This is a genomic window from Myroides odoratimimus (assembly GCF_001485415.1).
Classification (GTDB): domain Bacteria; phylum Bacteroidota; class Bacteroidia; order Flavobacteriales; family Flavobacteriaceae; genus Flavobacterium; species Flavobacterium odoratimimum.
In genome coordinates, this window is sequence record NZ_BCMQ01000002.1 from 161,369 (window position 1) to 184,814 (window position 23,446).

At 34.9% G+C, this 23,446-nt stretch carries 23 protein-coding genes; 10 read left to right on the top strand and 13 right to left on the bottom strand.

Translation table 11 applies throughout. The features are described 5' to 3' along the window. Positions 1 to 13 precede the first annotated feature (13 nt). The 5 genes from MODO_RS02895 to MODO_RS02915 form a co-directional block, all read right to left on the bottom strand. Positions 14 to 991: a ribonucleotide-diphosphate reductase subunit beta gene (locus MODO_RS02895; protein WP_006257885.1), complete on the bottom strand. Its 978-nt coding sequence runs from the start codon at positions 989 to 991 to the stop codon at positions 14 to 16. Positions 992 to 1,427: 436 nt separating this feature from the next. Beyond that, positions 1,428 to 2,468 (bottom strand): hemin-degrading factor, encoded by a 1,041-nt coding sequence (locus MODO_RS02900; RefSeq protein ID WP_006257884.1) that lies wholly within the window; start codon positions 2,466 to 2,468, stop codon positions 1,428 to 1,430. Between the two features lie 11 nt (positions 2,469 to 2,479). Continuing rightward, on the bottom strand, positions 2,480 to 3,256 hold the full coding sequence (locus MODO_RS02905; protein WP_006257883.1) for a heme ABC transporter ATP-binding protein: 777 nt from the start codon (positions 3,254 to 3,256) through the stop codon (positions 2,480 to 2,482). Positions 3,257 to 3,258: 2 nt separating this feature from the next. Continuing rightward, on the bottom strand, positions 3,259 to 4,290 hold the full coding sequence (locus MODO_RS02910; RefSeq protein WP_006257882.1) for a FecCD family ABC transporter permease: 1,032 nt from the start codon (positions 4,288 to 4,290) through the stop codon (positions 3,259 to 3,261). Positions 4,291 to 4,296: 6 nt separating this feature from the next. Next, on the bottom strand, positions 4,297 to 5,154 hold the full coding sequence (locus MODO_RS02915) for a heme/hemin ABC transporter substrate-binding protein (RefSeq protein ID WP_006257881.1): 858 nt from the start codon (positions 5,152 to 5,154) through the stop codon (positions 4,297 to 4,299). A gap of 188 nt (positions 5,155 to 5,342) precedes the next feature. Here MODO_RS02915 and MODO_RS02920 point away from each other — a divergent pair, with 188 nt between their 5' ends. Genes MODO_RS02920 through MODO_RS02940 form a run of 5 tightly spaced genes read left to right on the top strand, consistent with a single transcriptional unit; the run spans position 5,343 to position 8,764 of the window. Continuing rightward, complete coding sequence (locus MODO_RS02920) at positions 5,343 to 6,557, top strand: aminotransferase class V-fold PLP-dependent enzyme (protein ID WP_006257880.1); 1,215 nt, start codon at positions 5,343 to 5,345, stop codon at positions 6,555 to 6,557. 26 nt (positions 6,558 to 6,583) lie between these two features. Continuing rightward, positions 6,584 to 7,003 (top strand): SufE family protein, encoded by a 420-nt coding sequence (locus tag MODO_RS02925; protein ID WP_006257879.1) that lies wholly within the window; start codon positions 6,584 to 6,586, stop codon positions 7,001 to 7,003. Positions 7,004 to 7,014: 11 nt separating this feature from the next. Beyond that, on the top strand, positions 7,015 to 7,335 hold the full coding sequence (locus MODO_RS02930; protein ID WP_006257878.1) for an iron-sulfur cluster assembly protein: 321 nt from the start codon (positions 7,015 to 7,017) through the stop codon (positions 7,333 to 7,335). Positions 7,336 to 7,337: 2 nt separating this feature from the next. Then, on the top strand, positions 7,338 to 7,853 hold the full coding sequence (locus tag MODO_RS02935; protein ID WP_006257877.1) for a DUF2480 family protein: 516 nt from the start codon (positions 7,338 to 7,340) through the stop codon (positions 7,851 to 7,853). 56 nt (positions 7,854 to 7,909) lie between these two features. Continuing rightward, complete coding sequence (locus MODO_RS02940; protein WP_006257876.1) at positions 7,910 to 8,764, top strand: DUF3078 domain-containing protein; 855 nt, start codon at positions 7,910 to 7,912, stop codon at positions 8,762 to 8,764. A 47-nt stretch (positions 8,765 to 8,811) separates the two neighbouring features. Here the strand turns inward: MODO_RS02940 and asnA are convergent, their stop codons facing one another. Beyond that, positions 8,812 to 9,816 (bottom strand): aspartate--ammonia ligase, encoded by a 1,005-nt coding sequence (gene asnA / locus MODO_RS02945; RefSeq protein ID WP_006257875.1) that lies wholly within the window; start codon positions 9,814 to 9,816, stop codon positions 8,812 to 8,814. Positions 9,817 to 10,078: 262 nt separating this feature from the next. Then, entirely contained in the window at positions 10,079 to 11,311 is a 1,233-nt protein-coding gene (gene hflX, locus MODO_RS02950) for a GTPase HflX (protein WP_006257874.1), read from the bottom strand. Between the two features lie 238 nt (positions 11,312 to 11,549). Between hflX and MODO_RS02955 the strand changes: the two genes are divergently transcribed. Then, complete coding sequence (locus MODO_RS02955; RefSeq protein WP_006257873.1) at positions 11,550 to 12,917, top strand: hypothetical protein; 1,368 nt, start codon at positions 11,550 to 11,552, stop codon at positions 12,915 to 12,917. A gap of 88 nt (positions 12,918 to 13,005) precedes the next feature. Here MODO_RS02955 and MODO_RS02960 read toward each other — a convergent pair whose 3' ends face one another. The 3 genes from MODO_RS02960 to MODO_RS02970 form a co-directional block, all read right to left on the bottom strand. Beyond that, positions 13,006 to 13,794: a S1/P1 nuclease gene (locus MODO_RS02960; protein WP_006257872.1), complete on the bottom strand. Its 789-nt coding sequence runs from the start codon at positions 13,792 to 13,794 to the stop codon at positions 13,006 to 13,008. Positions 13,795 to 13,798: 4 nt separating this feature from the next. Continuing rightward, complete coding sequence (locus tag MODO_RS02965) at positions 13,799 to 14,311, bottom strand: acyl-CoA thioesterase (RefSeq protein WP_006257871.1); 513 nt, start codon at positions 14,309 to 14,311, stop codon at positions 13,799 to 13,801. An 80-nt stretch (positions 14,312 to 14,391) separates the two neighbouring features. After that, on the bottom strand, positions 14,392 to 15,333 hold the full coding sequence (locus MODO_RS02970; RefSeq protein WP_006257870.1) for an HU domain-containing protein: 942 nt from the start codon (positions 15,331 to 15,333) through the stop codon (positions 14,392 to 14,394). A gap of 197 nt (positions 15,334 to 15,530) precedes the next feature. Here MODO_RS02970 and dprA point away from each other — a divergent pair, with 197 nt between their 5' ends. Then, positions 15,531 to 16,640 carry a DNA-processing protein DprA gene (gene dprA / locus MODO_RS02975; protein WP_455620523.1) on the top strand — a complete coding sequence of 370 codons (1,110 nt, stop codon included), beginning with the start codon at positions 15,531 to 15,533 and terminating at the stop codon, positions 16,638 to 16,640. Between the two features lie 69 nt (positions 16,641 to 16,709). Here dprA and trpS read toward each other — a convergent pair whose 3' ends face one another. Next, a complete protein-coding gene (trpS, locus tag MODO_RS02980; protein WP_006257868.1) occupies positions 16,710 to 17,690 on the bottom strand; it encodes a tryptophan--tRNA ligase in 981 nt (326 codons plus the stop codon). 137 nt (positions 17,691 to 17,827) lie between these two features. Here trpS and MODO_RS02985 point away from each other — a divergent pair, with 137 nt between their 5' ends. Further along, complete coding sequence (locus MODO_RS02985; protein ID WP_006257867.1) at positions 17,828 to 18,589, top strand: lysophospholipid acyltransferase family protein; 762 nt, start codon at positions 17,828 to 17,830, stop codon at positions 18,587 to 18,589. Between the two features lie 63 nt (positions 18,590 to 18,652). On the opposite strand, the gene MODO_RS02990 is transcribed toward MODO_RS02985, so the two are convergent. Next, positions 18,653 to 19,534, bottom strand: coding sequence for a hypothetical protein (locus tag MODO_RS02990; protein WP_006257866.1), 882 nt, complete (start codon positions 19,532 to 19,534; stop codon positions 18,653 to 18,655). A 414-nt stretch (positions 19,535 to 19,948) separates the two neighbouring features. After that, a complete protein-coding gene (gene recA, locus MODO_RS03000) occupies positions 19,949 to 20,953 on the bottom strand; it encodes a recombinase RecA (protein WP_006257865.1) in 1,005 nt (334 codons plus the stop codon). Between the two features lie 574 nt (positions 20,954 to 21,527). Between recA and MODO_RS03005 the strand changes: the two genes are divergently transcribed. Both MODO_RS03005 and def read left to right on the top strand, forming a co-directional pair. Next, complete coding sequence (locus MODO_RS03005) at positions 21,528 to 22,592, top strand: WG repeat-containing protein (protein WP_006257864.1); 1,065 nt, start codon at positions 21,528 to 21,530, stop codon at positions 22,590 to 22,592. A 67-nt stretch (positions 22,593 to 22,659) separates the two neighbouring features. Further along, positions 22,660 to 23,238, top strand: coding sequence for a peptide deformylase (def, locus tag MODO_RS03010; protein WP_006257863.1), 579 nt, complete (start codon positions 22,660 to 22,662; stop codon positions 23,236 to 23,238). Positions 23,239 to 23,446 lie beyond the last annotated feature (208 nt).

The window sequence follows — 23,446 nt, forward strand, 5'->3', positions numbered from 1 at the left end:
TGAATTTTTTGGTTTAGAATAGGTCGTCTGCAGAGAAACTCTTATCGTGCTTAGTATAGTCAACAGGTCTCTTAGCGAAGAAATCATCTAAACTGTTTGCGAACACTTCTTCTTCGAACCAAGCCATTGGTTTGTATTGTTCGTGGGTGATATTAAATACCTTTTTAAGGCCGATCTTTTGCATACTTTCGTCTACTCTGAACTTCATGAAGTTTAATAGATCTGCTTTGTTTACCGTTTCTATTTCTCCTGTGCTGAATATCCAGTCTAGGATTCTGCTTTCAATCTCGATAGATTTATGGATTACTTCATTCACATGATTGATTAACTCATCATCAAAGAAGTCTGGGAACTCGTCTCTAATCACATTAACGATATAAATACCTGCGTTAGCATGTACTTGCTCGTCTACTGATGTCCATGCAATGATGTTGCTCACATTCTTCATTAGTCCTTTAAAACGAGTAAAAGATAAGATGATGGCGAACTGGCTGAACAGAGATACGTTCTCAATCAATAAAGAGAATAAGATAAGAGATACTACATACTTTTTGCGGTCAGTATAGTTACCAGAGTTCTCTAATACTTCTGATAAGTATTCAACTCTTTCTTTAATAACAGGTACAGTTAATAAGTTCTCGAACTCGTCATTATATCCTAATACATCTAATAATCTAGAATATGCTTCTGAGTGTCTAAACTCACATTCTGCAAATGTACTTCCTAGTCCATTAAATTCTGGTTTAGGGAAGTGTAAGTATAAGTTTCCCCAAAAGGTCTTAACCGCAACTTCTATCTGCGCAATAGCTAATAAACTGTGCTTGATAGCTAGTTGTTCTTCTTTCGTTAAGTGTGAGTGGAAATCTTGTGTATCAGCTGTGAAGTCAACTTCACTATGTACCCAAAATGATTTATTAATTGCATCTGTGAATTGGTAAATTCCAGGATACTCAAACGGTTTGTAGTTTACTCTTTTATCAAAAATCGACATAGCTTAATTTTATTAGATTATATAATTAGGATAACCTTCTTCTAGTTAAAACGTCAAGTGAGTGTACTTTTTAAAAGTGATGAACACTTGTGAACACTGCGATAGCCTTGTGTGTAAGTAGATAAGATTGACGAAGTTATCTTAGCTAATTTACTGTTTACTAATAACTAAATCAATATAAAATGTTTGAAAATCATAATTAGTTATTAAACATCTGTTGATAACTATTATTTGTTGAAATGTTGTGATTGTCGATTTTATGGTGATATCATTTAAGAGTAGGTTTATTGTGATGATATTGTCTTAATGCCATTTTGTTATTCCTAGTTTTTACAGAATAGTCTTAAAAAATATGTAATTTTCTATTTCTGTTGAATAGAAGGGCACCTACTGAAAATAAAAAAAGTGGAAGGTATGCCTTCCACTTTTTAGTATATTAAGCTAGTTTAGCAACTAGTTCTCTCCATTGTTCTAATTCAGGTATTCCTGGTTTTCTCTTACCAAAGAACTGGACGATGATTTCGCCAATCTCGTTGAATACTTCTACAGAAGTTACGATACCATCTTCTGTTGGTTTGCGCACTATCCATGTCTGTGCTATTTTATCCATATCTAGGTGCATATTGAAGTCTGGGTCTAGTACATTGTACCAGTTCTGATGCCACATCGTTCTTTTTACTTCACCTGTGTGAATCTGGATATTACCTCTATTCCCTACAAAGACCATAATAGGTGTCTGAGCTTCTGAAGCACCTTCTAACAAGGTTACGATAGCATCTTTAGTAATCTGCTTAGCGTAGTACTCATCTGGAGCTAATCTTAATGCTTGGGTACGAGTTAGGTTGTATTTCTTTAATAGTGAAAAGAAGTTATGTGTATCTTTTAGTTCTTTCCACTCTGTTCTGAATCCTTCTACATCTATCTCTTCATCTAATCTTTCGTCTAGATTATGTAAGTAAGGTTCTGTTGTTTCTTCAGTTGATTGGTTCTCTGAAGTATATTTTTTTACTAACGCATGGAATGCTTCTTCGTTGCTCTGAGGTACTAAATAAATCTTGTGAATAGCTTCACCGTCTTTACCAAAGAACTGTAAACTCATTCTGTCTTTGTCTCCTGCTTTCTCTACTACTGCGAATACTTTCTTCCAGTGGCTTAAGAATATTCTTAGATCAATATCAGGATTAACGAATAAACCAGCGTGAGGGCTACTAAAATCAGGGTTAGCATACACACCTTTTCTCTCATGTACACATTCGTCATTACGTGTAAGTGCCATTACTTTTCCTAAAGTTTCTACTTCAGATAGTATGGCTTCAAATTCAGGTTTTAATCTTGTAACAGATTCTCCTATTTGTGTAGCAAGCAGTTCCATTTCACTAGCGTTAAGTTCTTTGGCTGCATTGCGTATTCTAATATGTGGATTGGTCACCTTTAGAGCGTCCCAACGTTCTTTTAATGTTTGTGTGCTTGTACTCATAATTATTGTTTTTAGATACCAAATATTATTAAAGGATTATTGCTAACAGGGTTTTTAGTTACTACACATGGGAAGTTATATACCTCAGAGATGATCTCTTGAGTTAATACTTCTGCAGGTGTGTCATAGATTACTTTTTTCCCTTTTTGTAGCAAGAGTATTTTATCAGCATACTGTGCTGCTAAATTTAGATCATGTATTACTACGATAGCTGTATTTCCTTTAGACGTAAATTCTTTAATGATATCCATGATACGATGCTGATGTAGTACATCTAGATTGTTCAATGGTTCGTCTAAGAATAACAGCTTATTCTCAACATTATTGTTTAACTGTGATAATACTCTAGCTAAGTGGACACGTTGTTTCTCTCCACCAGACAGATGATTATACTCTCTGTGCTGTAGTGGACAGATGTCGATACAGTCCATACTCTGCTGTACTGCAGTCTTGTCTTCTTCTGTAGGGATGTGGTCAAAGTAAGGATATCTACCCATCATCACTACGTCTTCTACGTTTAAGGGGATATCTCCATTGTGATGTTGTGAAAACTTAGCTTTGTGCTTTGGTAGTTCTTTCGTACACCATTTAGGGTATTCACATGATTTCAATAAAACCTTGTTTCCTTTTTCGTGTAATTCGTCAGCAAGTATACTTAAGAATGTAGACTTACCAGCTCCATTAGGACCTAATATCGCAATAAACTCACCTTCTTTACATTCGAAATCTATATCGTTGATGATATAATTTCCTTTTGCTAAATAGTTTATTTTAAAAGCTTCAATCATAATTAGAGTGATTTTTTAAACTTGATTAATATAGCAATAAATACTGGTGCTCCCATAATCGAAGTAAGAATACCTATCGGAATCTCTGAAGGCGGCACTAGTGTTCTGCTTATTGTATCTGCAACTAATAATAATATACTACCACATAGTGTAGACAGGGGTAGGATAAAGTAATAGTTCGATTTAAAAACAAGTCTAAGTATATATGGAACTATTAATCCTACGAATCCTATAGTTCCAGTGAATGCTACTATGGTACCTACCATAAGGGCAGATAATAGTACTATTTTTTTCTTTGTTTTCTCTACTGGTATTCCTAAGTGGGTAGCATCTCGTTCTCCTAGCATCATAGCATTTAAAGCTTTTCCCTTGTTGATTAACAAGGTTATAGATACTAGTATTACTACTGCAAGGATACTAACTTTAGTCCAAGTCGCTCCTGCTAAGCTACCTAAGGTCCAGAATGTCAGGTTTCTTAACTCTTCGTCGCTTGATAGATAAGTAAGCAAGCCTGTCGCAGCACCTGTTAGGGAAGTAATAGCTACTCCTGATAATAGTAAGACACTGATATTCGTCTTACCTGCTGTGGTGGACATTTTATACACAAAAGTCATCGTGATGATGGCTCCTATAAAGCTCATGATACTCAGTAGTGAGTAGTGTACAGCTTCTGGGATCAAGGATTTAATGTGAGATCCTAAAACAATAGTAACTGCTGCAAATAATACAGAGCCAGCTGTAATACCTATAAGGTCAGGTGAGGCAAGGGGATTCTTAAACATCCCTTGAAGTGTTGTTCCGGCAAGAGATAGTCCAGCGCCAGTTAAGATTGCCATTAGAACTCTGGGAAGTCGGACATCAAAAAATACATAATAGTCGCTTGGATTTACCTCTTGCTTAGTGAACAATATTTGGTATAAAGTCTGAAATGATCCAGACTCAAATTGATAAACTCCTATGAATATAGACGCAATGGCTATTACAATTAAGATAACAGATAATACTATTGCGTAAAAAGAGAGTTTGGTTTTCATTATAATTTATTCAGATAGTAATTGATTTAATTCTTTCGCTGCTTGACCTACTCTTGGACCGAATCCACTTAATAATAAGCCATCCATTGCAATTACTTTTTTGTTTTTACCAGCATTCGTTTTGTTGATACCGTCGATTTTTAATACTCCATCGATACCTCCCATACTTTGTAATCCTGTTGTGAACATTAGGATATAGTCTGGGTTACTGTTTAGTAATGATTCTGGTGTAAGAGGTTTGAAATCTTCAAATTCTGTTACAGCATTTTGTCCTCCTGCTAGACCTACTATATTGTTTACTGGTGTTTTGTCTCCTGCTACAAGAAGTGTTGCAGCTCCACGAGCATAGATGAACAATACCTTAGGTTTGTTTTCAAATGAAGGAAGATCTTGTAAATCTTGATCTATTTTGTCTAGAAGTGGTTGGTAGTTTTCATTGTTTAATGATTTAGCTACTGTTTTTATTAATGTTTTTGTTCCTTCTAAAGAGAACTCTTGTTTAATAACTTCTAAGCGTATTTTTGTTTTTTCTAATTGACTTTTAAAGTCATCATTAAGGTCTTTTTCTGTAGCATATATAATCGTTGGTTTTAACGCCATAATGCTTTCGATAGATATTTTAGAAGTATGTCCTAGATCTTGAGCTGTTGTTTTAATGTTCTCAGGATAAGTACTAGTTACATCTACTGCTATTATATTTTCTTTTTCTCCAAGAGCAACAAGTGTTTCTGTAATTGCTCCATTTAGAGAAATAATTCTTTCTTTTACTTGAGTCGTTTCAACTGGTGTAGACTCTTGTTCTTTTTTAGAATTACAGCTCATCATTGCTGTAACGATTAGGAATAAAGCTGTTAGTTTTTTCATTTGAGTTGTTTATTTGAAATAGTTCTAAATTATGGCAAAAATAGAATCTTTTTTACGCGTTACAAAACATATTTAGATTAATTTTAAATTAATATTTAGTAGGCTAAAGTATAGTTATCCTTATCTTTGCTTTTACATTTGCATACTAAAGAAGTATGACGAGTATTTTTAATTAAATGAAAAGTAATATGTTAGATATAAAGGAGGTACGTAAGAATTTTCCAATTCTTACTCAATCAGTAAATGGCAAGCCTTTAGTTTATTTTGACAACGCAGCTACTGCACAAAAGCCAAAAGTGGTAGAGGATGCAATTGTTAAATATTACGAAACTATCAATGCAAATATTCATAGAGGTGTGCATACACTAAGCCAATTGGCTACTGATGCGTATGAAGAAGCTCGTAAAAAAGTACAAGCTCATGTGAATGCTAAGCATGATTATGAAGTACTGTTTACTGCAGGGACTACGTTTGGAATAAACTTGGTGGCAAGTGGTTTTGGTAGTTTACTTAAGGAAGGTGATGAGGTGCTTATTTCAGCTATGGAGCACCATTCTAATATTGTGCCATGGCAGTTCGCTTGTGAACGTTCAGGAGCTACATTGAAAGTTATTCCAATGAATCAGGATGGTGATTTAATTATGGAAGAATTTGACAAGCTATTAAACTCTAATACAAAAGTAGTAGCTGTAACCCATATTTCTAATGCGCTTGGTACTATCAACCCAATTAAGGAAATTATAGCTAAAGCTCATCAAGTGGGAGCTGCTGTATTAATTGATGGTGCTCAAGCAACACCGCATATTAAACCTGATGTACAAGACCTTGATTGTGATTTCTATGTTTTTTCAGGACATAAGGTGTGTGGACCAACAGGTACTGGAGTTCTTTATGGAAAAGAAGAATGGTTAAACAAACTACCACCTTATCAAGGAGGAGGAGAGATGATCAAGACTGTTACTTTTGAAAAGACTACGTATGCATGTCTACCACATAAATTTGAAGCAGGTACGCCGAATATTGCTGGAGGGATTGTGTTAGGAGTTGCTTTAGATTATCTAAATGGAATAGGGTTTGATAAAATAGCAGCCTATGAACATGAACTTTTAGAGTATGGAACAAAACGTTTATCTGAAATAGAAGGACTTAAAATATACGGAACTGCTAAAGAGAAGACCTCTGTGATTTCTTTTAATCTAGAAGGTATTCATCCTTATGATGTTGGAGTTATCGTTGATAAACTTGGTGTAGCTGTGCGTACAGGGCATCATTGTACACAACCTATTATGGACTTTTTTGGCATTCCAGGTACGATTAGAGCTTCATTTGCTTTCTATAATACAAAAGAAGAGATCGATGTATTGGTAGAAGCAGTGAAGAAAGCACAAATGATGTTATCATAATAAGTAAATAAAGAAAATATAACGATATGACAATTAAAGAAATTCAAGAAGAGATAATTGACGATTTTTCAATGTTCGACGATTGGATGCAACGTTATGAATATATTATAGAATTAGGGAAAACCCTTCCGTTAATCGATCCTCAGTATCAAGTAGAAGAGAACTTGATTAAAGGATGTCAATCACAAGTGTGGTTGTATGCAGAATTACAAGATGGTAAGGTCGTTTTTACGGCAAATAGTGATGCTATTTTGACTAAAGGAATTATTGCTATTTTGATTCGAGTGTTTTCAGGACAGAGAACAGAAGATATTCTAAATGCAGATATGTCTTTTATTGACGAGATAGGTCTAAAAGAACATTTGTCTCCGACTAGAGCGAATGGATTAGTTTCAATGATCAAACAAATTAAAATGTATGCTTTAGCTTATCAAGCTAAACAATAAATTTATAGAATATGGAAGAAGTAGATGTACAACAATTAGGGGAGAATATAGTTAAGGTTCTTAAAACTATATATGACCCAGAGATTCCTGTAGATATATATGAGTTAGGATTGATTTATGATGTTTTTGTTAATGAAAATTACGACGTTAAGATTTTAATGACATTAACTTCACCTAACTGTCCTGTAGCAGAGACTTTACCAATGGAAGTAGAGGAGAAGGTAAGATCAATAGACAATGTAAAAAGTGTTGAGATTGAATTAACTTTTGAGCCATCTTGGACAAAAGATTTAATGAGTGAAGAGGCTAAATTAGAGTTAGGAATGCTTTAATTATGGAGGGAGAAATTGTAAATAAGGTTGCTAATAGCGCTCTTAAAGTTTTTGACTTAGAAGAGTTGTATCCTACGAATCCTCGTATGGATATAGATATAGCACAATGGTTATACGAAGGATTTGTTCTTAGAGAGAAAGAATTCAGAGCTTCATTAAAAGAAGTAGATTGGTCTATTTATGAGAATGCCTATGTAGGACTTTTCTGTTCTACAGACGCTATTCTTCCAGGATGGGCATATATGCTTTTGACCAGTCATCTTCAACCAGTTGCGAAACGTATATTTTTAGGTGATAGAGCACATTTGGAAAAATCTATTTATCAGGAATTATTATTTTCTTTAGATTATTCTCAATATGCAGATTTACCAGTAATTATTAAAGGTTGTTCAAAGAAAGAAATCCCAGAGGAGGCGTATGTTTTAGCAACACAATTAATGATGAATCATGCACGTTCAGTGATGTTTGGAGAAGCATGTTCTGCAGTACCTGTGTATAAACGTACAATTAAAAAGTAGTTCATTCTTTGCTATTTTAACTTATTGTTATTATTTTTGATTAAAATTTTAACAATATGAAGAGACTTTTATTAGGAGTGTGCGCTTTCTTAGCAGTGTATTCAGCTCAGGCTCAGGAAACTGAGGCTAATACAGCAACAGAAGCTGTTAGCCCATGGACAAGAACGGGTAATTTTACTTTTTTACTTAACCAATCTAGCTTCTCAAATTGGCAAGCAGGTGGAGATAATAACGTATCTGGAAGTTTTAAAGTGAATTACGATTTCAATTACAAACAAGGTGATTGGAACTGGGATAATAAAATAATTGCTAGTTATGGTCTTACTAAGTTAAAAGGGCAAGATCAGAAAAAAACGGATGATAGATTAGAGTTTAACTCTTTACTAGGTAAAAAAGCTCAAGGTAATTGGTTCTATTCTGCATTCTTGAATTTCAAGACTCAGATGGATCGAGGGATAGATAAAGATGGAGTATACAACTCACACTTTATGTCTCCAGCTTACTTACAAGTAGGACCTGGTATGTTGTGGAAAAAGAGTGATAATTTGAAAGTGAATATAGCACCAGCTACTTCGCGTTTCATTTTTGTTCATGACCACTTTACAGAGTTTGGTGATGCTTTTGGTGTTGAAAAAGGTAAATCAATGAAATACCAACTGGGGATGTCTGTTAATGGATACTACAAATTCGACATTATGGAGAATGTATCTGTTGAGAATATCTTAAACTTATATTCTAACTATCTGAAAAAACCAGAGAATGTGGTAATTGATTATCAGTTGAATGTAGTGATGAAGATTAATAAATATCTTTCTACAAACTTTACATTCCAAACAATCTATGATGACTTAGCTTATAAAGGCTTCCAAGTTAGAGAAATGGTTGGAGTAGGAGTAAACTACAACTTCTAAGAGAATATATATAAAGAAAAGGTTGGCATCTGCCAACCTTTTCTTTATTATAATAGGTTAATCCCTTTTAGTTCAGCTTCTTTTCTTACTTGTTCTGGCCAGATACTCGCTTGTACTTCTCCAATATGCTTTTTGCGTAATAAAAACATACAAATTCTCGACTGACCAAGACCTCCACCTATACAAAGAGGTAACTTGTCCTCAAGTAATAAGCTGTGATATAACAATGATTTTTTATCTAAAGCTCCTGCTAACTCTAATTGATGTTCTAAAGCTTCTTTGTCTACTCTAATTCCCATAGAAGATAGTTCTAATGATTTACCATGAACAGGGTTCCAAACTAGTAAATCTCCATTTAGTCCTTTATAACCATCTTCTGTAGGAGTAGTCCAATCATCATAGTCAGCAGATCGGCTATCATGCGGAATGCCATTAGATAGCTTTCCTCCAATTCCTATAATAAAAATAGCTCCATATTCTTTCGCTATTGCATGTTCTCTTTCTTTTGGAGCAAGAGTAGGGTATAGTTGTAAAAGTTGCTCAGAATGGATAAAAGACAGTTTTTTAGGTAGGATAGGTTCTATTCCTAGTTCTTCATATATTCTGTGTTCTGTGTCTAGCAATGTTTGATAGATCGAACGTACTATATTTTTCAAATAACTTAATGTTCTATCTGCTTTTTCAATACGTAACTCCCAGTCCCATTGATCTACATAGATAGAGTGTATAGGACTACTATCTTCGTCAGGACGAAGAGCTTTCATATCTGTTAGAATTCCCTCATGAGCATCTAACTCTAGCTCTTGTAGTCTTATTCTTTTCCATTTTGCTAATGAGTGAACTACTACACCGCGATTGTTATTTAGAAATTTTACAGGGAATGACACTGGACGCTCTATACCGTTTAAATCATCATTAATACCTGTGCCTTCATTTACGATCATAGGTGATGATATAGGGTATAGGTTAAGTGCGTCACATAGTCCTTTAGAGAATTGTTCTTTGACTAATGCAATGGATTTTTCTGTTTGTAAAATTTCTTTTTTGCTCATGATTTTTTGTTTTTGAATTTGTTTTAAAATAAAAAAGGCTCCTCAGAGAGGAGCCTTTAAACGGATAATGAAATAATATATAATTAACTTAAATCAATGCCAATAGGATTCCTCTTCGAGTCGTAGAAACGATTCAAATTATTATTAGAGAAATTATTGTTCATTGATAAATACATATAATCAGCTTTTTAGCAATACTGTAAAAATAGAAAAAATATTATTATCTAATCTTCTTTTACTAATTAATTTATAAACAAATATTTTATTCTTCTTCTGAAGATTCAATTAAATGGTCATAATCTGGGAATAAAAAGTTGTTGTAAGGGAAACGTGTAATGTGGATTTCACGTACTGCTTCGTAAACTTTCTTTCTAAACTCTTCAAAGTTTTCTTTGTTTGTTGCTGAGATAAAAATAGCATTGTTTTCACCTACTTTATTCATCCAAGTCTTCTTCCATTCTTCTATTGAATAGTGTTTAGAAGTGCGTTCTGTCATTAGATCGTCTTCTTCGATTCTCTCAGGTTGATAAGCATCTATTTTGTTAAATATCATAATAGTAGGCTTGTCATTACTCTTGATATCTTTAAGGATCTCATTTACAGATTCGATGTGATCTACGAAGTCATGATGAGAAATATCTACCACGTGTAATAATAGATCTGCTTCTCTTACTTCATCTAAGGTACTTTTAAATGACTCGACTAACTGAGTAGGTAGTTTACGAATAAACCCTACAGTATCTGACAATAAGAATGGCAAGTTACCAATTACGATTTTACGTACAGTAGTATCTAGCGTTGCAAACAACTTATTCTCTACGAATACTTCACTTTTACCTACAGCATTCATTAGTGTAGACTTACCCACGTTAGTATATCCTACTAAGGCTACTCGTACCATTGCTCCACGGTTTCCTCTTTGAGAAGCCATTTGCTTATCGATTACCTTTAATTTATCTCTTAAAAGGGTAATACGGTCACGTACGATACGTCTATCTGTTTCTATCTCTGTCTCTCCAGGACCTCTCATTCCGATACCTCCACGTTGTCTTTCTAAGTGCGTCCACATACCAGATAGTCTAGGTAATAAATACTGGAATTGTGCTAGCTCTACTTGAGTTCTTGCATACGAAGTTTGTGCTCTTTGCGCAAAGATGTCTAGGATTAGGTTAGTACGATCTAGTACTTTACAGTCTAGCTCCCTAGAAATATTCTTTTGTTGAGCAGGCGATAGTTCATCATCGAATATCACGGTATGAATATCGTTCTCTACAATATAATTATGAATTTCTTGCATCTTCCCAGTACCAACAAAGGTCTTAGGGTTCGGCTTGTCCATTTTCTGTGTAAAACGCTTATATACTTGTCCTCCTGCAGTAAATGTCAAAAACTCTAATTCGTCTAAATACTCATTTAGCTTTGATTCATCTTGATCTTGTGTAATGATTCCAACGATTACAGAACGTTCAAAATTTATTTCTTCTCTATCAATCATATAAACTATATTATAGTGCAAAATTACTAAAATTGTAAGACTAAATAAGTAGATACTTTAAAATACTGTCTTTTAATTTGTTATCACTACCCTTAAAACGTGGAATATTATGAAAACATTTACTCTTTTTATGAAATCAAATAACTTTTACTCTTTGTTTTTCAGTATCTTGCTATAGATTGTTATGGTACATTTTTTGCCATTATAGAAGAAGTGATAACATTTTATACTTTTTGAAATGAAAACAATACAATATATATTTTTAGTTATTTTTTCTCTTACTGAGGCTTTAAGTTTTGGTCAGAGAGCTGTCGTAACAGCTAATAACTATGACATTAGCGATAATCTAGACCTTCAGGCTGTAGCTTCTATATTTGGAGAGTCTAAGGATTTAGCTGACTTTGAATTTAGATTGAATGACCCTAACTTGAGAATCAATAACCTCGATTTGAATAGAGATGGTTATGTAGATTATCTACGAGTTGTGGAATTAGTGGAAGGAAGAACACACCTTATTGTCATTCAGGCAGTATTAGGCAAGGATCTTTTCCAAGATGTTGCAACTATTGAAGTAGAAAAAGATACTAGAGAAAATGTAGTATTAATGCAAGTAGTAGGGAACTCTTATCTGTATGGACCTAACTATATTTATGAGCCTGTTTATTTAAGTAGACCTCCCATGTTTACTTTATTCTGGACGAATAATTATAGAGCTTATCACTCATCGTGGGGTTGGGGATATTATCCTGACTATTACTACCATTATTCTCCTTATAGTACAGACAGATATATGAGTCATGTACACATTCAGATTAATCATTATAATAATTATTATTATTCTAGTAATAGATATAGTACACGTGCACAAAGAATGTATTATGATGTAGCTCAGAACTCTTATGAAAGCCAGAATCCAAATCAATCCTTTAGAACTAGATATGGAGAAGATAGTTTCTACAATAGAAAAGATCTAACAGATACAAGAGGTAGTTCTAACTCACGTAGTGAATACTCAGTGGACAGTAACCAAAATCCAAATTATAGAAGATCTGCTTATACGGATAATAGTAGCACATCTAGTAATGGAAGTGGTAACTCTCGTTCTAGTTACAGCAGAGGAGGTAGTTCTACAGATACTAATGGTTCTGGTTCATATAGCAGAGGAGAGGCGATAGCGAATAGTGGAAGCAGCAACTCTCGTTCTAGCTACAGCAGAGGTAGTAGTTCTACAGATAATACTAGTTCAGGTTCTTATAATAGAGGAGAGGCGATATCGAATACAGGAAGTAGCAATTCTCGTTCTAGCTACAGTAGAGGTAACTCTTCTAATAATACGAACTCATCGTCTAATAATTCATCTTATTCTAGATCTAGCTATAGTAGAGGAAGTTCATCTTATCCAAGTAACTCATCTTCAAGATCTAGTTATAGTAGAGGCAGCTCTTCTTATCCGAGTAGTTCTAGTAACAGTAGCTACAGTCGCTCGTCTAGTAGCTCTTACCCTAGTAGTAGCTATAGCCGTTCATCTTCTGGAAGTAGCTCATCAGGCTACAGTAGAGGAGGAAGCAGTAGTTCATCATCGTCTAGATCTAGTTATAGTCGATAATTAAAAGAGTAAATAAGCTAATTTTAGCAATAAATAAGAAAAGGCGAAGTATCATTACTTCGCCTTTTTTATATGCTTTAGAATTGTCTTATTTAAAGATGTCATTTAAGATTTTAGCTAATCTTAATCCCCCTTTTAGTAATTGACTTTCTACGTTGTCTTTGTGATCAAAGTGGTATCTGTAGCTTAGAGATTCTTCAGGCTCTACACTAGCGTATAGTTTATTAGCCATCGTATACGAATCATAAATCCAATCTTCTAATGTACCAGAAGTGATTTTTTGATTGTAGTTAGCACCGTGTACATCTAGTACGGTAGCATACTCTGTGTAGCTGTATTTATCGAAGTCAACTAGAGCAGAGTCCCATAGACTGTGTAAGTTAGTTGCTTTTCTAAACCATTCTATTTTTACTCTATTTCCTCCTAGATCCTCTGGTCTACCGATGTGTAGTGGTTGATGAGCATCACCGATGATATGGATTAAAAAGTACAGATTCTCTTGTTTTTTAGCTAACGGAAGATTCTTGTCTTTTAACTCTTCGATAAGGATAAGAGCTCTTTTGTATAAGTTCTCATCTGTAGAGTTAGCTAGTTCTTTATCGAATGCTTGTCTATCTAGATCACCTGGCATATTGATATAGTGCCAGCTATCTGCGAACTTCCAAGAAGGATCCGACTTTAAGAAGTCTGGCCAGTTAGCCCAATACGCTAATTGTTGGTTACCAATGATTTCTTTTAATTGTTTTTTAGCTTTTTTGCTTAAGTTTCTTTCTGCTAATTCAGCTACTACTCTGTGACCAGTAGTACCCCAAGCAAATACATTAGCTGTCTGTAATGCAAAGAATGCAACTACAAATAGGGATAATAATTTCTTCATAATATTATTCGTTAAATAGAGCTATAAGTTCTGTAGCGTCACTCGGTTTCATCTTTCCTGCGATAACTAGACTTAACTGCTTACGTCTTAAGGCTCCGATGTATCTTTCTTTCTCTAAATCTGTTTCAGGGATTAGCTCAGGGATAGCTACAGGATGACCTGTATCATCTACAGCTACGAATGTATAGATAGCTTCATTTGCTTTTTTCTTTATTCCTGATTCTCTGTCTTCGATCCATACATCTAAGTATACTTCCATAGACGAGTTAAATGAGCGTGATATTTTAGCCTCCACAGTTACTACACTTCCTAGAGGAATAGGTCTGTTAAAAGCGACGTGGTTCACTGATGCAGTAACGCATACTCTGCGCGAGTGTCTTCTAGCAGCGATACCAGCAGCTCTATCCATACGAGCTAATAATTCTCCACCGAACATATTATTAAGTGGGTTAGTCTCTCCTGGTAGAACTAAGTCTGTCATTAAAGTAGCTGATTCAGATACTAATTTTGCTTCCATTGTTATTATTTTCGACAAATATAGGCACATTAAATAAAAATCCCGAACCTTTTCAGATTCGGGATATATGTTTTAACTATTTATTGTACTAAAATCCAAGCATCAATATTGATAGTATTATGTATTTTTCTCATTTCTCGTTGAGCCTCTTGTTGGGTCGTATAGCTACCATAAGAGACAGGATACACTCCATACTTCGTACGAGATAGTGCTTTTGCGCCTTCATACCCTTTTTTCTGTAGTTTCTTAGCCTCGGATAGCGAAGTTTGTTCTGATCTAAAAGCACATGCGATAACGTGATAAGGGGTACTTACAGTCTCTTCTAAGACTACCTCTTCTTCTTTTACAGGAATAGAGATAGTAGTAGCAGTAGGCTCTATGATGAATGTAGCTTGTTGAATTTTATTCTCCACTCTACTTTGAACATTTTTACTTACAGTGTACGCTTCGTCATTTAAATACGCTTCATATCCTTTGTTTACAAAAACTCCAGCTGTACTTATAAATAAAGCTACTACAGCCGCATATTTAAAGAATGTGTACTTCTTATTCGTTTTAACAGTAGGCACAGTTACAGTTTCTGCAAGTGGGATGATAGGAGATCGCTCTATCGTCTTTGCTATTACTGTAGATAGACCAAAAGAGGTCATTAAGTAATTACTATTAGAAGCAGGTTCGAATACTAGATTGCCTTCAGAATTAGTTTGGAACATACCCACATTCAGTAATTCTAAACTACCGATATTGCGCAACTCTACTTCCCATCCTTTAATACTCTGATTGATTAAAAGAACAGCTTCATCATAAGAGATATTCTCTTCTACAGCGATATGATTAGCTAATAACCCATCGTTATGCTTAATATTCGCATTAAAAGAAAGACTCTTCTGAGGAGGGAAGAAACATTGTTTCTCCTCACTGTAGTATGATGACTTGATTTCTGTCAATAGAGCTCCAAAACCAGGAATGATTACACACTGGTATCGATAAAGCAAAGCTGATATGTATTTTTCGATCTTCATAAAGACAAAATTACATTAAACAATAACTAATCAAAAAAATATTCACTATTATTTTTAACCACTGATAACTTTTTTATATCTAGTAAGTTATATTACTAAAACAAATGAAAGAATATCGCGGGTTGACATGATGTTGGATAGGTTTTTGAGGCTGTGATGTGAAGATACAAATACTATAATTGATTACCAATTTATCTATGGAAGAAGAAAGGTTATTTTATATGTTGGCATTACAATCTACTGTGGGCGTAGGGCCGATAACAGCTAAGCGATTATTAGATTACTTTGGTTCTCCTAAAGAAGTCTTTTTAGCAAAAGAGAAGGATGTAATTGCTGTACATCGCATTGGTAATATGCTATGGCGCAATCTTCAAGATAGCAATGTCTTAAAAAGAGCAGAACAAGAGTTAAGAAATATCCAAAGGTATCACCTGTCTTGTTTTGATTATACAGATAGTTGTTACCCTTCCTTGTTGAAAGAGTGTGAGGATAGTCCCTTACTGTTGTTTAGTACAAGACCCAGTATCAGTTTAGACAATAGAAAGGTCATTAGCTTCATAGGTACTCGTAATCCAAGCAAAAGAGGTGTGGATATCTGTATGGAATTAATAAGTGATCTGAAGCCGTATAATCCTATTATTGTGAGTGGTCTAGCCTACGGAGTAGATATTACTGCACATGTTGCTGCTTTAGACAATGGTTTAGATACTTATGCTGTTCTTGGACATGGGTTGAATAGAGTTTATCCAGATGCTCATACAGCTGTAGCTAGGCGTATTGAAGAACAGGGTGGAGCTTGTCTATCTGAGTTTTGGGTAAGTAGTAAGGTAGATAGAGAGAACTTTATTCAGCGCAACCGCATTGTAGCTGGGATGTCTCAAGCGACTATCGTTGTAGAAAGTGCTATTAAGGGGGGCTCTATGTCTACGGTGAATTTTGCTAATGATTATAACAGAGACGTATTTGCAGTTCCTGGGAGAGTTGGTGATATTATGAGTGCAGGTTGCAATCATCTGATTCAAAAGAATAAAGCTCAATTATTAACTTCTGCTAAGGAGATTGTAGAAACTTTAAACTGGGATGCTCAAGCTAAAGCGCCTAAAGTTATTCAACCCCAATTGTTTCTTGATCTCAATCCTGAAGAACAATTGATTGTAGATTTTTTGAGTAAACACGAACGTGAGTTACTAGATATTATAGCACTCAGTTGTTCCCTTCCGATTTATAAGGTAAGTAGTATCCTGCTTAATTTAGAAATGCTTGGTGTAGTAAGACCATTGCCAGGTAAGTATTTTGAACTCCTATAGTGATGATAAATAAATAAGCCTTACACTGAGGTAAGGCTTATAAGATATCTAAAGAAAGGTTATAGAAGACTATTTAGCACTTCCGTAACCTAGTTTCTCTCTTACTTTATTTAAAGTTCCTGTAGCGATTACAGACGCTTTTTCTGCACCAATACCTAGTAGACGATCTACTTCTTCTAAGTTATTGATATAGTACTCGTATTTCTCACGAATATCTTTAAACTTCTCAACGATAAGTTCGAAAAGCTCTTGTTTTGCATGTCCATAACCATAGTTACCTCCTAAGTATTTAGCTCTCATCGCTTCTACTTGTTCTGGAGTAGCTAATAGTTTATAGATCGTGAATACATTACAAGTATCAGGATTCTTAGGATCTTCTAGAGGAGTACTATCTGTCTCGATGCCCATTACTTCTTTTCTCAATACCTTATCTGTTTGGAATATATTGATGGTATTGTGTCTAGACTTAGACATTTTGTTTCCATCTGTACCAGGCACTACCATTACTTCCTCTTGTATTTTCACCTCTGGTAATACAAAAGTTTCTCCCATCTGATGATTGAAACGAGATGCTACATCACGTGTGATCTCTAAGTGTTGCATTTGGTCTTTTCCTACAGGTACGAATTCTGCATCGTATAGTAAGATATCCGCAGCCATCAGCATTGGGTAAGTAAATAACCCTGCATTAACATCAGATAAAACATCTGCCTTATCTTTAAACGAATGAGCTAATGTTAGACGTTGGTATGGAAAGAAGCAACTTAAGTACCAAGTAAGCTCAGTTGTTTGCGGTACATCTGACTGGCGGTAAAAAGTTACATGATTAACGTCTACACCACAAGCAAGCCAAGTAGCCGCAACACTATAGGTATTTTCTTGTAAAGTTTTAGCGTCTTTAATTTGCGTTGCAGAGTGCAAGTTCGCAATAAAAATAAAAGACTCATTCTCTTTTTTGTTTGCCATTTCTACTGCTGGTAGAATAGCTCCTAAAAGATTCCCTAAGTGTGGAGTTCCTGTACTTTGAACTCCTGTTAGAATTTTAGCCATTGCGTGATATTAATTATTTAAAAAGCAAAGATAAGTGAATTGAAGTTTATTTGCCTTGTTTTTACTAGCTAATGTGGTTATATGGCGATAGAATTGTTTATTTTTGAAGTTAGTAAAAGATAGAATTTGTAATACAAATGATGAAAAGTATAGGTGCGTTTTTCAGTTCACTTTGGCGACTGTGGTTTTATATCTGGATGGTAATTGTTATTTTACTATTATCTCCTTTTTTATTGATAACGATTGGATCAGAGAAGACATATCCTCAGTTTTTTAAAGTAGCTCGTATCTGGGCTATTCTCGTATTCTACGGAATAGGGATGAGGTATAAGATAGAAGAGGAGACTCCGTTAGAGAAAGGGAAGAGCTATATGTTTATTGCTAATCATACTTCGATGTTAGACATTATGATGATGCTTATCCTTGTAAAGGACAATCCTTTTGTCTTTGTAGGTAAGAAAGAATTATCGAGTATTCCAGTGTTTGGGTTCTTTTATAAACGTGCTTGTATTCTAGTAGATAGAAAGGATGCAAGAAGTAAGAAGCAGGTATTCGACAGCGCACAAGAGCGTTTAAGTAGAGGGCTGAGCATCTGCATTTTTCCAGAAGGAGGCGTGACAGATGATAGAACGATCATACTAGACAGCTTTAAGGATGGGGCTTTTCGGCTTGCTATAGATCATCAGATACCGATAGCTCCTTTAGCGTTTGGTAGGTTGAGACATTATTTCCCTTTTGTATGGGGGATAGGGCACCCAGGAGTGGTACCAGTCAAGATATTCCCTTGTATAGAAACGAAAGGGCTGACCTTAGAGAATAAAAAAGAAGTAAGAGATATGGCTTTTAATCTATTATATGATCCTGTGCTAGAATGGGAGAAGGAATATAAAGCGAAATAATGCAAAAAGCGGTGAGACAACGAAGATCTCACCGCTTTTTTAGTTATAGTGTGGTTTATGGATTCACAGTTGTATAATACCTGCTCCTGAAATTCTACCACTAGCATGAACGAAGTCATTCATAGATTGGTTTTGTTCAGTAGACAGTTTACTGTAATTAATATCAAGTTTAGAACGGCTCATTGATAAATCAAATAGTTCTTTTTGAATCTCTTTTTGACGGCCTGCATCAGTTGAAGTTTTAAACTCTTCTACTAGTGCCATCTCTTGTTTATAAGAAGCAATCACATCTTCTTGCGGCACGTCTGGTAGCTTTAGTTCTAATGCATTAGGCTCTGTAATCGTACACGCTCCTCCCGCAACCATGTTCTGTTGGTGAAAACCTTTGCTCTCTGCAGGTAAATCTTCATCGTAGAAAGCTATGAACTCTGCTTTAGTAAAGAATTTATTGTAGAAGTTACCTACAGCATTCTTATTATGCGTAATCTGTTCTTCAGGATATTCTTCACCTAAGAAGTAAGTACACCTATATAAGTTATTATCTATAAATAGAGCGTTAGTCGATTTGATATTATCTTCATAAAGTACATCATCAATAACAACTTCTCTCGCAGTAGAACCAAATTTGTCAAAGTTTCCTTCTGTAGCATATACCATAGAGAAGATATAGTGTGGTTCTAAAGTTGGGTTGATGATACCACCAGAGTTTTGTTTGAATACATTGAACTTGTTTTTTTGTCCATTGTAGTCTAATTCGTGCACACCATTATCTAGTTTTAATACCTCAAAGGTATTTGGGGCTAGGGTATATTTTTGATTATCTAGTGATACTGTAATCTCTTTATCAGTTGGGTTAGATAGATAAAAATCATGTCTTTTAAACGGATCGTCGCAGCTAATAAAGGTCATAATTGTTAGCAATAGTGCTAATAATCGTAATTTCATATTATTGATTTGTGTTTTATTGAACTACAAAATTAAGTGATTCTCCTTTTAGTGCCTAGTGTTAATGGATTATTATATAAAAGGCGTTGGTATTGTTGAGATACTTTTTTTGTACTATTTAACGTTATTATGTATTGATTAATAGATGTATGGCTTTAGATAGACAGCATAAGAAAATTGTGTTGAGAGGAATATTTAGTAGTTTACCTATGCTATTAGGCCTTTCTGTTTTGTTTATCATTGCAGAAGGTAAAGGAGTTTTTCTAATTCCTTGTAAAACTCTATGTTATTGGTTTTATGTATATAGCAGTATTGACGTTATGATATGCTGCACTAGCAGGATTTATAGGTTGATATATAAAAAAATCCCTCACAATACTATTGTAAGGGATTCATATTTAAGGATAGAAACAATTAAGCTTCTTTATTTTTGATTTCGTCCTTGATTAATTGTTCAAGTTCTTCCATTAGTTCAGGGTTGTCTTTAATCACTGATTTCACAGCATCACGACCTTGTCCTAATTTAGTATCACCGTAGCTAAACCAAGATCCGCTTTTCTTCACGATTTCATAGTCTACAGCCATATCCAGTACTTCACCTACTTTAGAGATACCTTCACCATACATGATATCAAACTCAGCTGTACGGAAAGGAGGTGCTACTTTATTCTTCACGATTTTTACTTTCGTTCTGTTACCGATCACATTCTCACCATCTTTAATCTGAGTAGACTTACGAATATCTAGACGTACAGAAGCGTAGAACTTCAATGCGTTACCTCCTGTAGTAGTCTCAGGGTTACCGAACATTACACCGATTTTATCACGCAACTGGTTAATGAAGAATACAGTACAGTTAGTCTTGCTAATAGTAGAAGTTAACTTTCTCAATGCTTGAGACATTAAACGAGCGTGTAATCCCATTTTAGAATCTCCCATCTCTCCTTCGATTTCACTCTTAGGAGTTAAGGCAGCAACAGAGTCAATTACTACTAAGTCAATAGCTCCAGAACGAATTAAGTTCTCAGCGATCTCTAATGCTTGCTCACCATTGTCTGGTTGAGATATAATTAAGTTGTCGATGTCTACACCTAGTTTTTGTGCATAGAAACGGTCAAAAGCATGCTCCGCATCAATGAATGCTGCGATACCACCTGCTTTTTGTGCTTCTGCGATAGCGTGTAAAGTTAAAGTCGTCTTACCTGATGATTCTGGACCGTATATCTCTATAATTCTTCCTCTAGGGAACCCTCCTACACCTAATGCAAGGTCAATACCTAGTGATCCTGAAGAAATAACTTCTACCTCTTCTACAGCAGTATCTCCCAACTTCATTACTGTTCCTTTACCATAAGTTTTGTCTAACTTATCAAGTGTAAGTTGTAACGCTTTTAATTTTGCTTCTTTATCTGCACTCATTTTTTATAAAAATTAGATTCTTACTGATGTAAAAGTAATATAAATTAATTACAGTCCAAGAGAGTAGTATCATTATGCTATGAATTATAGCAGGTGAGCACGATCTCTTTGCTATGATATAATTTATAGCAATGTGTTGTTTTTAACCTCGTCCTTGTGATAGTATGATGTAGGAGAAATAATCCTAAAAATAAGGGTTTGAATTTTAGGAGAATGTACCCTAAGATAAGGTTTAGACAATGGGTGATGAGATTTAGACGTTGTTTTAAGTGATAAGGGAATGATCAGTATTTGATAGGCTAGTGATAGGCTATTTTATGCACTTTTAAGCCGACCAAATGCCCATCACTAGCCGACCATAAGCCGACCACCTCAATTGTGATTGGAAAAATAAGACATGATGGCTTCGTTCTTTTAGGAGATAGTATGTGAGTTTAAGTGTGTGGTGTTGCATTTGTAGTAGGGCTTATTTATAGAACGGTTTTGATTTTAGCGTATGGAGAAGTGATGGGGTCTATACTATTTTAGAATTATGTATTTTTAGCACTTAATTTTAGCGTTATTAGGATAATATATGTATCAGGTAAAAAAGTGTTTTAAAGTATTGCTGTTCAATCTGGTAGTGTTGTTTTCATGCTCTAGTTGTGATGGTTTATTCGGAGATAGATTAGTAATAAGTAATGTAATAGAAGGTACAGAAGACGTTATATTGATTCCTTCTCAAGATAAGGATGGAAAGTGGGGATATGTAGATGAGGATAAGAATTGGGTGATAGAACCTCAGTATGCCGACGCTTGGATGTTTAGTAGAGGTATGGCTGTAGCGAGTGTAAGTGATGGTGAGTATGGTATTATAAACACAGTAGGAGAGTGGATGGTAGAACCAAAGTATCTAATCATCACCACTCATGTAGATAGACGGGGGGCGAAATATTTTATGACACAAAAAGACCATAAGACTACGATATATGATGAGGGAGGCCATAAGATTACTTCTACTCTGGAGATGATTATCGAGTCTGATACTATTTTTGAGAATGACCGTTATCGATTAGTTGGTAGTAATAATCACTATGGGTTTATTAACCCAAAAGGAGAGTGGGTTATAGAGCCTCAGTATTCTTTTGGGACACAATTTTCTGAGGGATTAGCTAGTATGAGTCTAGACGATAACAGACGTGTTATTATCAATGATAAAGGAGATGTTCTCAAGCATTTCTCTGAAGAAATTGGTTATGTCGGAATCTTTAGAAATGGTTTAGCCCCTATACGTAATAGAGATGCTTATGGTTATGTAAATAAGACAGGAGAGGTAGTTATCGACTATAAATATGTAGATGCAAGTGATTTTAAAGATGGAATTGCTTTCGTACGAGAGGATGATTCTAATACTTTTCATTGTATTAATACTTCGGGAGAGACGTTGTTCAGTAAGGAGTGTGACTTTATACTATCAGTAGGTCATGTACTAGTGTATACCACTGTGATGGCAAAGACGGGAATCCTGAATAAAAAAGGTGATATCGTATTACCAATAGCCTACGATGTAATCTTCGAGATAGAACAAGAGCATTATGTAAAGGTGCGTCAAGATGATAAATACTTCTATATAGACTTACGTAATGGTAAGTGTTATTAAATTATTTAAGGTTAGTTTTTTGTGTAGGAAGTAACTTATCCCGACTTTTGTAACAAATAGAAACACAATGAAATTACCAATATTAGCATACGGAAATAAAACATTAAAGGTAGACTGTGATGCGATAGATAGCAGTTCTGAAGACCTAAATAAGCTGATCGATAATATGTGGGAGACTATGGAGAACGCTTATGGATGCGGGCTAGCAGCTCCTCAGATAGGAGAGACTAAACAGCTATTCGTAGTAGATAGTATCGTGATGTATGAGAATGCAGAAGAGGATGAGCGCAAAGCTAATTTCGCAGAGGGAGATACAGGGATGCGCGAGACATTTATCAATGCACGTATTATCGGTAAATCTGACGAGACATGGGATGAGGTAGAAGGATGTCTAAGTATTCCTGATATTTTTAAGCGAGTTACGCGTCCATGGTCTATCACGATAGAGTACCTAGATAGAGATTTTAAACCTCATACTAAGACGTTCCACGGTACTACAGCGCGTATTATACAACATGAGTATGATCATACGAGAGGGGTGTTATTTACAGATCGATTAAGCTCATTGACTAAAAAGTTGATAGGTACAAAGCTTAATAAAATTATGAATGGTAAGGTATTTACTGATTATAAAATGAAACCATAAGGAATACAAAAGTCGCTATAAAAGCGACTTTTTTGTTTTCGGTATATGGGGTTGGGATAGCGTGATTTAGAAGAAGTATATATCATGATGAATCTTTCTGAGTATGTGGACAGAATAGGTCTGTTCCATTTTTAACTAAAAAACGATTTTTATAAGAAAAGTTTATTTGTAATTAATTGTTTTACTTGTTGTTATGAGCTTGGTTAAA